We start from the raw sequence: 16,350 nt of genomic DNA, 5'->3' as shown, positions 1-16,350 counted from the left end.
GCGGAAATGAAATCGCCTGCTATGGATGAAGTATCAATCCATACTCGGGAGGGTTTTCATGTCTTCGCTTCGCGCATCCATCTTAACGGCTTTGATGGGGGCCTCGTTGTTTGCCTCCCCATCGTTTGCTCAAACCGCCACGGGAACCGGGGCCACGGCTTCGGAACCCAACTCGACGGCGACCGGGGAATACGCCCAAGCCTCAGCCCCGAATGCCACTGCAACGGGGGCCTATGCCAATGCCTCCGGGAACGGGGCCATCGCCACGGGCGTTCAAGCCAACGCCTCCGCAGACAACGCGGTGGCGTCGGGCACGAATGCCCAAGCGTCCGGTGCGAACTCCATTGCGACGGGCCAAGCCGCGAATGCCGCGGCAGCGAGGACTGTTGCCATCGGCACTTTGAGTTTTGCTGGTGGCGAAGATGCGGTAGCCGTTGGACAACAAGCCGTCGCGACCGGTGTTAAATCGTTGGCTCAAGGGGTGCAGGCGCAAGCCAGTGGGGATCTTTCCATGTCCTTTGGCTATTCCAGCCGTTCGCGGGGCAATGCATCGATTGCTCAAGGCCACTTGGCAGAGGCAAACGCTGACCATGCCGTCGCCATAGGCACCTCTGCCGTTGCCGATGCATTTCAGTCACTTGCGTTAGGCGTTGGGGCTGAAGCACGCGGGCAAGACTGCGTTGCCCTGGGCTCACATAGCCGCTGCTGGGCCAGTGACGAAGTCAGCGTGGGATCCACGTATGAGGACGGGGGCCAGAGCACCCGCCGAATCACGAACGTTCGAGCCGGCACCTCAGACACCGACGTCGCAAACCTCGGACAGGTCCGTCAGGCGGCCCAAGCGCTGGGCGGCGGTGCCACGTTCGTCAACGGCAACTTTATCGCGCCCATCTATCAGTTCCGCAGCGGTGCCACGCATCAAACCGTGGGAGCCGCATTGGACGATCTGGACGGACGCGTGACTTCGCTCGAGCAAAACCCAGGCAGCGGCTCTGGCACGCCAGGCCCGCGCGGCGCGGATGGGTTGAGCGCTTACGAGGTGGCCTTGGCCAACGGCTTCCAAGGGAATGAACAAGATTGGCTGGCAAGCCTGAAAGGGGAGCCAGGGGTCCAAGGGCCTGCCGGCACCGATGGGGTGGATGGAACCGCCGGGACCGGCGCGGGCTGGACTGTAAGGGCGGGCAAGAACGTCGAGGTGACCGACAACACGGACGGCACCCAAACCGTGGCGGTCAGCGACAACGTTCAACTGTCTGACGCGGGCTCGGTCCAGGTCGGCCAGACCACGGTCAACGCCCAGGGCGTGAGCATCGAGGGCGGCGCTTCGGTGACGACCGCGGGCGTCAACGCGGGCAACCAGCGCGTGACCGGCGTGGCTCCGGGGCGCATCGAACGCGGGTCCACGGATGCTGTGAACGGTGGTCAGGTCTACGAAATGCAGCAGGTGTGGGATGACCGCTGGGTCGATACGGACCGCCGCCTGCGGCACCAGGATCGCCGCATCAACGGCTTGGGCGCGCAACTCGGCGCGATGAGCCAGATGGCCACCGCTGCGGCCCAGAACGGGGGCACCGCCGTTGGCCAGGTGAACCTGAACGTGGGCGTGGGATTCTCGGGTGGCAGTGCTGCAATGGCCGTGGGCTGGGGTGCTCGGGTGTCTGAAAAGGTCAGCGTCTCGGCGGGCCTGTCCTTCGGCTCTGGCAACAAGCCGGTAGCCGGCTTCGGGTTGAGCATCAACTTGGGGCGCTAAACGATTGCGTGGTGGAAAAGGAGGTGATTGCATCTCGGCAAGGGCCCTTCGGGGCCCTTGTTCGTGCCATGGCTTGACGAATCGGTTCTTTCTTTTATGGGTATGTAGGTATACCCATCGATGGAGGACCCTTGAACTGGAAACGCAATCAGAAATACCTGCCCCGCCCACGCCATCTCTACGGGTTGTTCTTTGACAACGGGTGCTGCTACGTGGGGCAGACCGTCGATTTAAAGCAACGCGAGCAGCAGCACCGCAGTGCTCGTGGGGGCTGGCAGGGACGCCGATTCTCGTTCGTCCCGCTGTCGAGCATGACGGGCACCCAGGCCGATGCCGAGGCTCACGAATACGCGTGGCGCTACAAGGCCTTTCAGCATGGCTGGCGAATCTATAGCAAGCCGCCGGGCATTCTTATCCGCGACCCACGTCGCCGCACCACGGGTTACGTGAAGTCCTTGGCGGCAGGGTATGCGTGGCCCGAGGCGGTTCCGCGCCGCTCGGCGGGGGCTCCATCGTCCCTGGCTTGGGGGTTCTTCAAATGGCTGTTCCTCTACCCCTTCCTTTTCGGCGTGGCGGTGATGGTGCTGCAGGCCTTGGTCATGGCCCAGTAAAGCAAGGGCCCCGGCGGAAGCCGCGGGCCGCCCCTGCCCCACCCTCTATGCGCTTTTGCTCCATGCCGCTTTTGACGTTGCTTTGGTGTCAAAAAGAACGCGGCCAGTGGCCGCGCCTCAAAGCAAAAGCAGTGTGGAGAGAAAAGCACATGGGCGGCATGGCCGCCCAGCCTGCTGCTCACAACGAGAAGCCCTGCGTGTGTTTCGGGGACTGCGCCGGCAGCTTGGGAGAGGCTTGGCGCGCCCGCCGCAACGGCTCCAGCACTTCCGGCAGCCAACGGGCCTTGTGTTCGCTCTCGCTCCTCTGCGGTTTTGGGCGTTCCGCGTGCTCCTTCAGCAGCGCGTCGAGCTTGCCTTGGATGCGCGTTCGCTGAGCGGCTGGGCGTTGAGCGGTGGGGCGTGCAGCTGCCCCAGGGGGCTGGACAACCGGCCGTTGCGGATCGTCTTTCAGTCCCGCGTCGAGCACGGTCGCTTTCAGTCGCTCCAAGCCCAAGCGGGTGTTGAGCTGCTCGACGTCATCGTAAGTGCCGTAAAGCCTGTAGTGGCCTTTCGTGAGGCGAGTAAAGGCCACCAGAGAACTGGCGCTGTCCATCATCCCCAGGTTCATAAGGTGGAACACTTCCCGCTTGCCCTGCCCCTGGCTCTTGTGGACGGTCACCGCGTAGTCGTGGACCACCGCCTTGTGCTCGTGCGTGTTCCACACCACCTTGCGCCCATTCTCCTTTGGGTTCTCCGAACGCAAGGTGCCGACGATATCGTAGCCGCCCGAGCGTGACGCTTTGATGGATTCGATGGTGGCCTGGGTGCCATTGACCACACCCAAGTCCTTGCTTTTGGCTGTGAACATCACCCGATCTCCCTCTACCAAGGCCAGATCGAACTTTCGTCCATTGACGCGTCCCTCCACCACCACCTCATCCGTGCCGATCTCGCCGCGTTCTTTTAGGCCTTTTCGAATCCCTGCGTTGAGAGCGCCGACCTCGGCCCGGCTGTGGGCCAGCACCAGCTTGTCGTCCAGCGCCGCTGGATTCTTGAAGTAGTCGTTCACCAGGCGCTCGATGCATTTCTCCTGCGAGTGGGCTTCCACGATGGAGTCCATCAGGCGCTCCTTCTGCTCATCGCCCAGCTCCAAGGTTTCGCGCCGGCTGCGGGTGCCCTTTTTCAGATCGACCACTTCACCGTTCTCGTTTTTGGCGTAGAACCCCATCGCCGTCTCGCGGTCCTCCTGCCGCGCCTGTCGGCGAATCTCGGTCAACTTCACATCGCCCACCGCTTGCTTGGTGAGCTGAAAACCGGACCCGGCCCCGATGGGCTGCAGTTGCTCGGCGTCGCCTTGAAGGATGACCTTGGATTTCGCCTTCTCTGCGTAGGCCAACAAGGCTCGGGTGTCCCGCGTGTCCACCATGCCGGCTTCGTCAATGACCAGCACGTCGTTGGGCTGGAGTTCGCGCTTGCCTTCGGCCAAATCGTGAAGCATCTGTGCCATGGAGGTTGAGGGCATCCCTGATTCCACTTCCAACTTCTGGGCGGCTTTGTTCGACACGCACACCCCCAGCAGCACCATCCCCTCAGATTCCAGCGCTTCCTTGTAGAGCTCGGAAATCGTGGTCTTGCCGGTGCCTGCTAAGCCGCTCAAGTTTGCCACCCCGCCACTGCCGCGACAGATGTGGTTCACGGCCACCAACTGCTCTTGCGAGAGCTGGAAGCCCTTGGCTTTCTGGTAGTCCTCAATGACGCGATCCACCGTGGCCTGCGAAGCATGGTGCTGGGTCTCGTTGGCCCGGCGGTTGGCGATGTCCACCACCGCTTGCTCCGCTTGCAACATCCATGGCGCGCAGAACCGGTCTTCCGTGTGCTTGCGGGCCAGTGTCTGCCCCCGGTCTTCGTCTGCCAAGCGCTCGGCGTTGACCAGCACCAGCCCATTGTCTTGCTTGAACTGCTCTATGCGGGCATGGAGTCCGGCCGCGTCCAACTTGCCGGCGTATTCCATTCCCAGCACCCGCACCAAATCAATGTCGTTGAACACGGCTTCGTTCTCGTGGAGCAGTTCCAGCAGCTCGGCGTCGCTCTTGTGTTCCACCTTGTCCAGGTTCCCCCGCGCTGCTTTCAACGTCTCCGGCGTCAGCTCGAAGTCCTTCAAAGCCTCCTGCCAGTGCTCGACCAACTCCGTGTAAGTGGGCTCGTTCTTGTGCTTCCGCGTGGCCTTGTTCGCCTGTTGGGTGCTGACCCCATGCTGCTCCGCGTATTCGAGCAGGGCCTTCCGGCGCTTGCTGAAGTGGTCGATGACGTCCTGGTCGATGCCCGCAAGGCGTGCGTAGGATCGGTTGGTCTCCTTGCCGTCGTCGTCCAGTTCTCGGACGTGCTCGACCTGATAGCCCAACCCTTGAAGGTTCTTGTAGAGCTCCAGCTTGTAGATTTCATCCATGGCCCGGGCATGGCGATAGATTTCGACGGCATCGAAGGTCGATTCCTTGCCATCGGCTCCCAGCGCCACCCCATAAACGAGATGGTGGGTGTGCAGATCCATGTCGAGGTCACGCCCGGCGAAGTGCTGGTGGCTTGACCACACCAGGCCCTTCACGCCGATCACGTCCTTGCCGCCCTTTCCCCGTCGAGTCTCAACCATCTGTTCCAGCCGGTTCATCGCTTCTGCAGAGGCGGCTTGGTGCGCCTTGAGCACGGCATCGCGCCGTTCTGGCGACTCCATTGCAAAGAGAATCCCAACGTCCTTGGGCGCCGACACCGTGACGTCGTAGCCGACCCGGTGGCCGCCGACCACCACGACCTCGGGCTTGCCTTGGGCGTCCAGGACGGGATCCCCGTTCTTGTCCACCTTTGGCCGCACCTTGCCTTTCTGGCCTGCGTTCTGGCAAAGCGCCCTCCCTGTCTGGGGGTCGAATCCTTCGGCCAGCTTGCTCATGCTCTCCCGTGTTACCGCCGTGGACAAGAGATTGAGGTGCGCGGCCATCTTGCCGCCCCAGGCCATGGTGTCCTGCGCGTTTCCGTCTTTATCGAGGTAATACTCGGTGAGCATCAGATACTCGACCACGGCCGCGCCGGACTTGCTGTCCGTGCCTTGAGCGGTCAATGCGGTGACGTTGAACATGGAGTCCTCCAGGAATGGGTATCCCTTCAGATCTACCAAAACCCAGCGACTCCACAACCCCACTACTTGCGGAAGATGGCTTCCAGCTCGTCGTCTGAAACGGCGCGGAGCTTCGGCGGCGTGGCACCGCGTTTTTGCAGCTCCGCGGCGGCCTGGTCGGCGGTCATCTTCAGCACCCGCTGGACCTCTGCAGCGCTCTGCGCGTCGCTCGGTGGCATGGGCTTTTGCTCCACCGGGCGCGCCCCCTGCTTCGTCCACCTCGCCCGCTTCTGCCCCTCTCGAACCTTCGGATAACTCACGCCAGGCCAGTCCAGCAGGAGCAAGTCACCGGTGGTCTGGACGATGGCCCGGATGCCCCACCCTTCAGGGCCGTATTGCTTTCCCTTCCTGGGCCCTAGATCATCGATCAGCCGGCCGGGGGAAACTACGGCCCTCGACTCCTCGTGGAGCGTGGCGTTCTTGTCATGCGTGCGCCAAGCCACGGTTCGTTTGCCCATCTTGCCGGCCAGCTCGATCGCTGTTGCCCCGGCGGTCTTGCAGCAGACCACGGTGCCGATCATCGACTCGAACGCTTGGGCGGCCTTGTCTCCGTAGACGTCTTGGATCTGACTCAAGTCCTGCACGCAGGCGACCAGCGAGACGCCCTTGCTTCTGCCCACGGCGATCAGCGGTTCAATGTTCAGTTTTCCGGCCGTGGTCAGTTCGTCGAAGTAGAAGCCCAGGTGACGACCTCGCTCATCGTCTTTCAATGCCAGGATTTCCGGAACAGCGATGTTGACCATCGCGCTGATATACGCGCGTGCGAGCAATGGATCCGGCCCTGATTGCACTATCAGCTGTTTGCGTCCTTTGTATCCGTCTTGGATCCACGCCACCATTGAGAAGCTCCGCTTCGGGTCTCGCCTTGGCCACGCAGTCGCCAAGCGATCAATCACGGCGGTGCCGTTGGCCAGGCAGGCGAGGACACTGCCGGTCGTGTTGGAGTCCTCAGACGCGATCAGCATCGCTGCGCGAGGGAAGTAAACGGACATGGCCTCGAACATGGACTTGGCCGGCCTGGCGAGCAACGCAGCCAGGTCCGCCCAGCCCCAATCCCGTCGCCGGGTGGCCTGCAGTTCGCGGACACACCCCTCTAACAGGGTCTGAGCGGCAGTGGCCCAGAACGCACCGGCTCCGCTTTCCGGCGGGATGATCGACTGTGCAAATGCTGAGGCTTGTGTCTGCGTTGCGACATCTTGCCCCACGTCCCAGACGTAGCTCCGCCTATCAAACGGGCAGACGATCACCGGGCGCCGGAATATGGCCGTGAAATCCCCCTTGATGTCGTAGATGAACGCCTTTTTGTTCTTACCGACGACCTGAGCGAGGATGTGCTTGAGAATGACGGACTTGCCTTGGCCTGTTCCGCCCCAAATGAACATGTGCTGGGCCCAGTCCTTCTTTGATCGCATCCATTCCGGGTGGATGGAGACTGCGTGCGTCTCTGAGCGAGACTCCTTTGGACTGAGAGAACGGCGACGGGCTTCGGCAACCGCTTCCTTGCCTTCAAGCAGTTGAGCTCCCGAAACGTGCCACTGGTTGGCTCGAGGGATGAGCCCCCGACGCGTCACCCAAACCGACGCCCCTCCAGCCAAGCCCGCCGCAACGCCGACCCGTGCCAACGTGCCAAACGTGGCCTGCTCCTTGGCCACCTCCCAGAACGCGGCGGCAGGCTCTCGGAATGAGATCGTGCCGGTGGCAAGGTTGCCCAGCGCTGCCAGGCTGCCAGTCAGTGCCTGACCGAAGTTCATCAGCGAGTGTGAGGATGGGATTTTCCAACCCAGCCAGAGCGCGGCCGGATACGTCAGGGCTGCGATGACCGAACCGGAGAGCAACGCCTGGGGCCAATATCGAACTGGGCGGCTCGGCTCAATGTTCGACCGGACCGTCCAGCTCCAGCAGTCATAGACCGAGGGCTTGCCCATGCCCCCTCTCCCTCACTCGATGCAGGTCCCCCGGCTTGCGGCCGGCGTTGTCGAGCCGCCCAGGGTCCGCGCCTGCAGCCATGAGCTCCAGGCAGCATTGCGCGCGTTTGTGCTGGGCCGCCACATGCAGGGGAGTCTCCCCGCGGGGGTTCCCCAAGGCGGGGTCCGCGCCGGCCTCAATCAACCGACGAACGATGCCGGGGTGGCCGTGGCGCGCGGCGAGGTGTAGCGGCGTCTCGCCGTTGGCGTCGGGCACATTGGGCTCGGCCTGCATGCGCAAACAGGCCTCCACCCCCTTCAGGTTCCCGGTCGTGGCGTTCTCGCAAAGCCAGGTCTGCCAAGGGGCTCCGTATAGCCCCAAGTGCGGGGCATGCGCATGGGCTGCTGCCAGAACCTGGCTACCATGCATCGTGGTCAGCGCTCCTCCATAGGTTGCCTTGACGTGGTCCGCCGCCAACCGGGCTTGGGCATCGGGGACCTCAAACCGCCGGAGCAGTTGGGCGATGTCCAGAGGCGGCTGAGACGGCACCGGCAGTTCAGGCAGGGCTCGGAGGGCCTGGAGCTGCTTCGCTGCGGAACGGTTCGACTGGACCTGGTCGATGGATTCCCTCAGTTCTCTCAACAGCCCATCCCGCTGCTCGGCCGGGAGCACGGCGTAAGCGGAAGCCAGGGGTTTGTGGCCCAGCACGCCGGTATGGATGGCTGCGTCGAGCGGGTGAGCGGACAGGTCTGGATCGACCTGAAGCAACGCGGCGTGGCCGCCCTGCCCCAGCTCCAGGGAAATGCGGCTGGAGAAACGGCTGGGGGTCATCACCCAGTCGAAACCCGCGTCGGTCTGGGTGTCCAACCCGAAAACCTGGGCCTCTCGGCAAAACCGCGTGGCCAGGTCCAACACTTCCCGCGCATCGGCGGCAGCGGCGGCCTCGTGATGCTTCCCGTAGAACTGGGCCAGCGTCAGGGGGTGGAGAATGGGATGAAGCAACGGCTCGTGGGGACGATTCAAGAAATCGCCCCCACCGGGGTTGCCTGCTGGGTTGTCGTGTTGGGGTTCCATCCCCTTTGCATACCGTCTTTTTCGGTTTTGGCAATCAGCAAGCGATCTTGAGGATGAAAGCCGCGCCGACCAAAACCCCGGTTTGTAGGAAAAGTGAGACGGTGTGCAGATCCATCTGCTCTAAATCCTCCCTCAACCAGGCCATCATGCCAGCAACCCTGCCACGTTGGCGGCCACGTAGCTCACCACCGAAAACGCACCCAACGTCAACAGCAGGTTCCCCACGTTGTCCACGGCGAACTCGTAAGCATCGGCAAAAATATACATAGGGGCCTCCCCCGGTTGTGTTTGACTGATTACAGTCAACCACATCTCACAAAACTGGCAACCCTAAAAATCTCGATTGATCGACACTTTTGATGTTTAGTCAAAACCTTTCTTCTCTTTTCCAACCCCCATCCCGCCTCTTGCTTTGAGCCGCGTTTGACGTTTGCTTTTATGGGTAGATCGATCCACTCACAAACAAGGGAACGTGCCCAACAAAAAGGGCCCCGAAGGGCCCTGGATGCGACACGGGGAATGGACCGTCATTGACGGTAGATGTTCTTCTGCACCTGGGCCTCGTGTTTGTCCCAGTCGAAGTTGGCCTCGTAGTTCCTCATGAACTCCGCTTCCTTCTTCGCGCTGGCGGCGTAGTGCGCGTAGCCCAACTTACCAGGCCCCATGGTTTGCTGCCGCTGGGCCGCAGTCAGCATGGGGATGTTTTCCCCCAAGGATTGCCCCCCGTCCTCCTGCTGGCGCTTCTGTCGCCATTCGTCCACGGTGCTGAACACCACTTGGGCGTGCTTGTCTTTGGGAGCGTCTTCAGCGCGCTGCTGCACCTGTGCGTGCAAGCGCTCTCGTGCGTCGGTGATCTCGTCGGGCTTGGCTTGCTTGGCCCAGTCCAACACGGCTTGTTGCTTCTCCTGGATATCGGCCTGGTCCTTCGCCAGCGACTGGTCGAAGACTGCTTTCTTCTGCGGTTGGTGGTCGTTTGGACGCTCTCCGGCCAGCTTGGCTCGCCGTTTATCGCGAGCGCCCAGCAGGTCGTTGAAGACGTCGAAGTGGGCATTGCTCATAAAGTCCTCCTTCAAGGAAATGGATGGTTAGGTCAGCATTGATCGATTTTGGGAAAGGGCAAGGGTTGCCTTGCCCTTTTTGGGCTCAATCGTTGGGCATCATCTCGGCCAAGTCCGTGCGGCTCACGCCTGCCCGGCAGAGCGAGACAATCGCATTGCCGCGTGCAGCGGTCAGGGCCGGGTATTCCTCTTCCAGGAAGAGCGGCAGGACCTCCCGCTTGCCCCCTGTGGGCATGTCGATGTCCCGTGCCAGCTCCTCTTGGCCCACCGTGTCTTCAGCCCCGACGCGCCATTTGCGCCCCGTCGCCGGATCCACGCGAAGCGCGCTCAAGCGGCCTGCGCCCTGCATCAGCATTTGCTCGTAGGCCGCTGCGTAGGGGTGGTTCGGATCGTTGAGAACGCTGTGGCGGAAGTTGGTCAAGCCGCCCGAGAAATCGATGCCACGCGTCGGCTCCTTGAAGGTGGTCAACTGAGCCTTGCCCAGCCGCTTCATCAAGTAGTTGCGTGTGACAAACGAGTGGTTGAGCGCGACGACCGATTGCATGGTGTTGGCCAGCAAATCGGCTTCGTTCTCCGACCCGTAGGTGTTGATAAGGCTGTCGTGGCCCTGCACCGCGATCACCGGCATCAACCCCAGGCTTCGGGAGGTGCTGAAGAGCAGCACGTCGTCCGAAGTCAGCAGCAAATGCGCCTCGTCCATCATCAGCAGCACGTCGGTTTGGCCCGGCAGCATTTCGCGCCACTTGTCGCCGTGCGCCCCACGTGCCCGAATGCCGTTCATGACACGCTGCTTGAGCAACCGCTGCATCATGTCGCCCGCTTCGCCGAACTGGGTGGGGGGCAGGAACAAGCCCACGAACTTTCCGTAAAGCGCTTGAGAGACGTCAACGTCGCCACGTTCGACGGAATGCCACGGGATGTCATCCGCCGTCCGGAGCTTTTCACCCCGAAGCAGTTTTTCGATGAGCCCCCGCGAGTTCAACGTGAAGGACTGGCGCTGCTCCTTGTGCATTGCGGGAACGCCCAGCAATGCCCATTCCAGCGAGCTTTGCAGCTGAGACATGGGACGCAGCAAGTCGGGATGGACGGTCTCGGACCGGGTGGCCAAGCGGTTTTGGTAGTCCCGGGAGTAGGCGGCATAGGCCTCCCGCTCTTCGTCCGTGCTAGACGTGTCCGGACGCTCCAACCCCAACCAGTTCACCAACTCCAGCACGCGAGCGCTGGCGATCTCCCCGCCACGCGGCGTCGGCACCACCTGCTCGACCATCGCCAACAGCTTGGCATGGTGGAATGGGGTGTAGAACCAGTTCCGGGAAGCCTCCGCCACAATCGCGTAAGTGCCCATTTGCTCTTCCACGCGAGCCAGCGCCGCTTCCAGGTCTTCCAACCCCAAGCCACGCTTCTCCAACTCCTCCCGCTCCAGCAGCATCATCAACCGGGCGTGCTCCAACCCTTCCAGCTTGGCGATGCAGAAGTCTCGGTAGGCCTGCTCGTGCTCGCATGCGGCCTTCAGGATGATGCCGGTGTGGAAGAGGAACGCGTCGCCGCCGTCGCTCCAGAGCTTGGACTTCTCATCGACCTTGCCACCGGTCGCGCCGCGAAGGGCCTTGGTGATTTGGTCGGGCTCCAGGCCCTCGTAGGGGGCCACCGACATGCCTGCGCGCACGATGATATCAAACGCGTCCTTGCCCAGATCGGAGATGATCGCGCCGTCCTTCGCGTCGAGGATGAGTGCTCCACCCCCGCTGCGCTTCGCATCAAGAACGGTCTCGCCCGCGGCGCTCCCCTTCAGTTCATTCCGCAGTCCTACGGCCAATGCGGACTCGCGATAGCGACGGGCCAACGGTCGCAGCACGCTGAAGGACTTGCCCGAACCGATACGCCCGTAGACGATCAGGCCTTGGGTCAGGTCGCGCCAGGACAGCATCATCACCGTGCCCTTGTCCGGCGCAAAGCCATGGCCGCGGTCGTTCAGGTGACCAGACGCTCGACCCACCTTCAAAAGCGGGGTCTTGTCGCGCAACGCTTCGGCAGCCTGCTGCTCGCGGGCCTTCACGTGGGACTTGGACAGGGCACCCTGGGTCGCCAGGTTGTTATCCATGTTCTGCAGGTAGAGGCGAGCGGCCGTTTGAACGAAGTTGCCTTCCGTGAACTGCAAGGCATACATGGCCGCAATCACAAACGCCACGGCCACGCCCATTCCGTCCGGGAGAAGGGAGCCAACCCCAACAAGGGCCAAGATCACCACCATCCACTTCATCATCTGAATGAAGCGCTCGGCGGTCCCCCCCAGCACGCCCCGGTGGGGATGCGAGGCCGCACTCAGGAAGGCCGCAAACAACAGCAGGCCAGGAATGGTCAAGATCAGAAGAACGATGCCCGCCATTTTGGCAAAGCCCGCAGCGACCGCCATCATCCCCGCTCCCGTGTTCATCGGGTCAACCGCTGCTTGCCCCATGCTGGCCGCGTCCACGTGGAGCGCGGACGACAACGCCGCCGAAGCGGTTGCAATCAGCACGGGCAGCACCATCAGGGCCAGGCCCTTGAAGGCTTCCTTCATCCCTTCCGCTTGCTTCAACGCAACAAAGTAAGGAATGGCAGCCAGCAGCACCACGTAACTAAAAGCGCCAATGAGCGAGCCCAAGAAGTATTGAACCGCACCAATCAGCGGGAAGGCCAGATACATCAGCGAGGTTGCAGTGCTGTCGCCGCCCAGCGCCATGTCGTCCCCCAGCACGAAGCCTTCGGCACGACGTCCTTCCTTGGTGATGATCATGCGGGCCTGGGTGTTGCGCAGATCCTCCGGAACCTTCGGCCACCACGGATGGAACTGGTCCAGATCCAGTTCTTCGGGCACAACCAGTGCCATCTCTTTCTCGTCGAAAACCGCGCCCGCTTGGACCGCCATATCTACATCCTCTGGGGGAACGTCCAGCACGCGGCTCTTCACGCGGTCGCTCACGTCAAAGCGCCCGACCAAGTTTTCGTAGCGGTCATTGCCGTCCAGAATGATTTGCTCCAGCGTGCTCGACGCTTGATCGTCCTTCTTGAACAGCTTGCGGCCAATACCGACCGTCCAATCCATCAGCGATAGCAACATGCTCAGTGCCTCCCGTTGTTGTTGTTGTTGGTTTGAGATAGCGCCTGACACGCCACGATTTCCTGAGGCGTGATGGTGCCGCTCGTCCATTTCTTTTTGCACTCGTTCAACGACAACGAGGGCGCAAGTTGGATCGCCGCCGGCGAAGGGCGTGTTCCTTTCACTTTGTTGACGACCAATGCCCCAAAGCAAAAGGCCACGCACGCGGCGGAGGTGACAAGGAAGCCGGCTTTGGACACATGTTTTTCGCTGGCGTGCCGAACCTGGCTGGCGCGCAGGGCGTCCATCCTCCAGGCATCAAAGTCCTCGTCGTTTGCCACCGGCATCTTCCGGTCCGCCCGCAGGTAGTAATACGAGGTCAGGACGTTTTCCCTGCAATCGGAGAGCCCAAAGCTTTCTGGGTTACCAATGAAGAAGCGCCCATGCAGGTTGAGCCACTTCGATCCGAAGTGGAGCTTTCCGGGCTTTCGATACTGCGTAAACAACCACCCAAACATTTTTCCTCCCATCTTTCATGGATACACATTCTTTCTAGCAAGGCTTTCGATAAGCGCAAGCACTTCACCTGATCTTTTCTGCCCACGCGTCGATATCGCTGTTGGCTTGGTCCTGCCAATCGTTTTTCGGTTCGGGTTTGGCAACCGGCTTGGGGGCCGGTTTGGGCTTTGCAGCCGGTTTCGAAACTGGCACCGACTTTGACGCCGGGGCAGTTGCCGGGGTCTGGGCCTTAGGTGGCTCTGCCTGCACCGGGGCTTCCACAACCGGGGCAGTCACGGGCTCGGGCTCCTCGACCTGGGGCGGCGCGGATACAACCGGAGCAACTGGCACGGTGACGGGGGCCGGGGCAGTCACTGCTGCAGCCGGTTTGTCTTGGAGCGGAACGGTTTCGCTGGAGCGGTGAGTGGTCCACCACGCCAACGCCCCACCCAGCACAAGGACGGCCACGCCCGACCCAGCCAGAAGTTGCCAACCCTTCTTGTTGCTGTCCTTCGCAGTCGCCTCACCGGACGGCTTGGCGGGGCTGGCCTTGGGGGCTTCCGGTTTCACCGGGGCCCGGGTCGCCGTCGCCTTGGGGGCCGCTACCGGGGCTTGAGCCGGCTTGCTCGGAGCAGAGGCCGGAACAGACGGGACCACCAGCTCGACAGGTGCTGGAGCGGCAGGCGTTGCGTCCACGGCTTCACTGACGGCAGGCGCAGGAGCGCTGACCGGCTCTTTGATGACAGGCGCGGGGCCTGCTTCTGGTTCTGCTGTCGGCTCGGGAACCACCTCCTCAACAACCGGCTCGGGCGCTTCGGGAGCGGAATCGGTTTGAACGGGCTCGGGCTCAACCACCCGCGGCTCGGGCTGGGCAGTCGCTTCTTGCTCGGCCAACGCCTGGGCGCGCTCGACTTCCAGGCGCGCGTTCTCTGCGGCTTCGGCTTCCTTGCGCGCTTTGGCCTCTTCCGCACGCCGAGCCAACGCTTCTTGCGCCTCTCGCCCCTTCTCAGCGGCGACCGAGGCCGCTTGCTTGGTTTTGTCTGCCAAGGCTTTGCCAAAACTTGCAGCCAGTCGGCCTGCGGTTTTCAAGTTTTCTTTCGTCGCATCGCTGACGAGCTTCTCCGCGTCCGTGGGCGCGGTGGTCTTGGCTTGTGCTGCTTTGGCGAGCAGCTCGCGCTGCTTGCGTTGTTTGATGAGTTCTTCGGGTGTCATGGTTCCTCCCAGGCGCTTGAAAAAGATTTGCGCCAGGGGGCTCTCGCCCCCCAGCTCTCGGTTGGCTTAGCGAACGTCGGGGATCGGCGAGACCGTGATGGCGTAATCGCCCCGGCCGCACTGGTCATCGACCGTGGCGTTCTGAAGCGCACCGCGCTTTGCCAGCTCAACGACCGGCACCTGGCACACGGCGGCATCGGCACCACTGAAGCCAACCGTCAGCTTTTCTTTGCTCGCCTTGAGCAACGCGGCCAGCTTGTCCAGCGTGGCGCCGGTCTTGGCGCTCACCGGTTGCATGTCAGCGGCCGGGTAACGGATGACCAGCTTGTCCAGGGCTTCGGCCTGGCCGTCCTTGGTTTCGACGGTCTTGGTATGCACCTGAGCATCCAGGCCAGCTGCCTTGGCTTCGGCTTCCAGTTCGCGGAACTCCTTGAGCTGGGCTTGATAGGACGCAATGCCTCCGACAATCGCCCCAGCAGCGCACACCGTCAGGGCCTTGTCTTTCTTGCCGGTCAGCAGGGCGATGCCTGCACCGGCAGCGCAGCCAATCCCGCCGGCCTTGAACAGGCGCAGCTTGTTGGTCTTTTGGGGTTCGGGCCGGGTGCTGTCCTGGGCAAACGAAAGCCCCGGAGCCAGCAACGCGGCGATGGTGAGAGTGAGGATGAAACGCTTCATGGGTATGCCTCCTTATGAGGTAGTGGGGAAAGGGTTAGAGTTTTGGAGGCAGGAACGCCGAGGTAGCAGCAGAAGCTCGACTGGGTTCGGCAGCCGGTTGCTTGGAGAGGGTTTCGGCGTCGGGTTCTTGCTGCGCCAGGAACTGGGAAAACGCTTGAAGGGTTTTCACCACCAGTTCTTCATTGGCCTGGAGCGCCGCGCTCTGCTCTGCTCGCAAGTCCGCCAGCGCGCTTTCTAGGGCAAGGGCATTCCGCGTTTCGGATTCGCGGACCGTGGCTCGGATGTCGCCCAACGCATCGGACGCTTCAAGCCCCTGAACCACGCCCCGGTTTTTCTCCAGGACCGCCAGGCGCAAATACTTGTTCAAGGAAACGCCTTGTTCTTTCGCGCAATACCGCGCGCTCTCCAACTCATCGGGAGCGATGCTGAAAGATTTGGTTAGAAGCGACGGACGACCCACTTAACCCCCTGCAATGAAAATCCACACCCATGGATTAGCAAAGGATTTAAGAAGCGCAAGTGGGCTAAGCCGTTTTTCTTCTGTTTTTCTGGGGTTCCGGCCATTTTTCAGCCGAACGGTTGGCCAAGTTGTTAGCCAAGACTGAAAACAAGGCGCAGCAAGGCCTGGACGGGTGGAAAGGCGCAGCGTTTCTAGCCAAGCCGGAAAAACACTTCAGTGCGACTTGTGTATGGCCTACTCCCTTCACCCTTCGGAAAACCTTGAACGGTGAATGGGCAGCCAACCTCTTCCCCCGCAGTCCTCCCCAAGTTTTTGCTCCCCCGCTCTTGCCCTTCCGCTTTTCCCCGGTAGAAGTTTAGGAAAGCCCCAATCCTCAACCCAACCGGAGCCCCCTATGCCCCTCACTCCCGCCACGCCCAGCCGCTCAAAAAAGTTTTCGCCAGCCCCCGTAGCCTGCCTCCCCACCCATCCAGCTCCCCACCTCTCCACCGACGCCGCACCCCCTGTCTCAGAAATCGGGGACCGCCGTTTCCCCCACGCCCCAGCCCTGTCCCAGTTCGTTTTAGTCAAGCGGAGGCCAGCATGGGATCGCGTGAGTGGTTGGGTTCAGTCACGCTGCTCGGGTGTTCTGAAAGCCCTGCCTCCATCTGTTTTAGTCAACTTTGCTCGGGGGTTCTGGAGGACGACTGCAGGGGCTATTGGTTTTGGTTCGGGTGCCTGGAAAGCGTTGACCCCATCCGTTTTAGTCAAGCGAGTGGCCTCGGTTGAAGTTCACTGCCCCCCGGTATTCGATCAGCGGTTGGGGGGCCAGTGCTGGTCTGGAAATGTTTCGGGCAAGCGGGCTCTGGGTTTTGGATCGGCGGTCGCTGGGGAGGTTCGACAG

Annotated in this window: 12 protein-coding genes; 2 read left to right on the top strand and 10 right to left on the bottom strand. The window is 62.0% G+C overall.

Annotation, left to right across the window (positions count from 1 at the left end):
• Nucleotides 1–58 precede the first annotated feature (58 nt).
• Nucleotides 59–1,750, top strand: a complete 1,692-nt coding sequence (locus tag RYM47_RS12375) for a YadA-like family protein (protein WP_315388258.1) — start codon at nucleotides 59–61, stop codon at nucleotides 1,748–1,750.
• Nucleotides 1,751–1,881: 131 nt separating this feature from the next.
• On the top strand, nucleotides 1,882–2,361 hold the full coding sequence (locus RYM47_RS12370; RefSeq protein WP_315388257.1) for a GIY-YIG nuclease family protein: 480 nt from the start codon (nucleotides 1,882–1,884) through the stop codon (nucleotides 2,359–2,361).
• 178 nt (nucleotides 2,362–2,539) lie between these two features.
• Here RYM47_RS12370 and mobF read toward each other — a convergent pair whose 3' ends face one another.
• The 10 genes from mobF to RYM47_RS12320 all read right to left on the bottom strand — a co-directional run bounded on the left by mobF (nucleotide 2,540) and on the right by RYM47_RS12320 (nucleotide 15,374).
• Complete coding sequence (gene mobF, locus RYM47_RS12365; protein ID WP_315388255.1) at nucleotides 2,540–5,467, bottom strand: MobF family relaxase; 2,928 nt, start codon at nucleotides 5,465–5,467, stop codon at nucleotides 2,540–2,542.
• A gap of 62 nt (nucleotides 5,468–5,529) precedes the next feature.
• Nucleotides 5,530–7,431: a type IV secretion system DNA-binding domain-containing protein gene (locus RYM47_RS12360; RefSeq protein WP_315388253.1), complete on the bottom strand. Its 1,902-nt coding sequence runs from the start codon at nucleotides 7,429–7,431 to the stop codon at nucleotides 5,530–5,532.
• Nucleotides 7,409–8,434 carry an ankyrin repeat domain-containing protein gene (locus RYM47_RS12355; protein ID WP_315388251.1) on the bottom strand — a complete coding sequence of 342 codons (1,026 nt, stop codon included), beginning with the start codon at nucleotides 8,432–8,434 and terminating at the stop codon, nucleotides 7,409–7,411. The genes RYM47_RS12360 and RYM47_RS12355 overlap by 23 nt, the downstream gene beginning before the upstream one ends.
• 195 nt (nucleotides 8,435–8,629) lie before the next feature.
• Nucleotides 8,630–8,752, bottom strand: a complete 123-nt coding sequence (locus tag RYM47_RS12350) for a hypothetical protein (protein WP_255211731.1) — start codon at nucleotides 8,750–8,752, stop codon at nucleotides 8,630–8,632.
• A gap of 260 nt (nucleotides 8,753–9,012) precedes the next feature.
• Nucleotides 9,013–9,543, bottom strand: a complete 531-nt coding sequence (locus RYM47_RS12345; RefSeq protein ID WP_315388249.1) for a hypothetical protein — start codon at nucleotides 9,541–9,543, stop codon at nucleotides 9,013–9,015.
• Nucleotides 9,544–9,628: 85 nt separating this feature from the next.
• Nucleotides 9,629–12,643 carry a TraM recognition domain-containing protein gene (locus RYM47_RS12340; RefSeq protein ID WP_315388248.1) on the bottom strand — a complete coding sequence of 1,005 codons (3,015 nt, stop codon included), beginning with the start codon at nucleotides 12,641–12,643 and terminating at the stop codon, nucleotides 9,629–9,631.
• A gap of 2 nt (nucleotides 12,644–12,645) precedes the next feature.
• Nucleotides 12,646–13,152, bottom strand: coding sequence for a hypothetical protein (locus tag RYM47_RS12335; protein WP_315388246.1), 507 nt, complete (start codon nucleotides 13,150–13,152; stop codon nucleotides 12,646–12,648).
• Between the two features lie 52 nt (nucleotides 13,153–13,204).
• Nucleotides 13,205–14,332 carry a hypothetical protein gene (locus RYM47_RS12330; RefSeq protein ID WP_197570725.1) on the bottom strand — a complete coding sequence of 376 codons (1,128 nt, stop codon included), beginning with the start codon at nucleotides 14,330–14,332 and terminating at the stop codon, nucleotides 13,205–13,207.
• A gap of 66 nt (nucleotides 14,333–14,398) precedes the next feature.
• A complete protein-coding gene (locus RYM47_RS12325) occupies nucleotides 14,399–15,007 on the bottom strand; it encodes a hypothetical protein (protein ID WP_049419283.1) in 609 nt (202 codons plus the stop codon).
• A 34-nt stretch (nucleotides 15,008–15,041) separates the two neighbouring features.
• Complete coding sequence (locus RYM47_RS12320) at nucleotides 15,042–15,374, bottom strand: hypothetical protein (protein WP_130519073.1); 333 nt, start codon at nucleotides 15,372–15,374, stop codon at nucleotides 15,042–15,044.
• Nucleotides 15,375–16,350 lie beyond the last annotated feature (976 nt).

It is taken from the genome of uncultured Stenotrophomonas sp. (assembly GCF_963519125.1).
Taxonomy (GTDB): domain Bacteria; phylum Pseudomonadota; class Gammaproteobacteria; order Xanthomonadales; family Xanthomonadaceae; genus Stenotrophomonas.
Note: the sequence above shows the minus strand (reverse complement) of the source record. Positions and strands in the feature narration are given on the sequence as shown.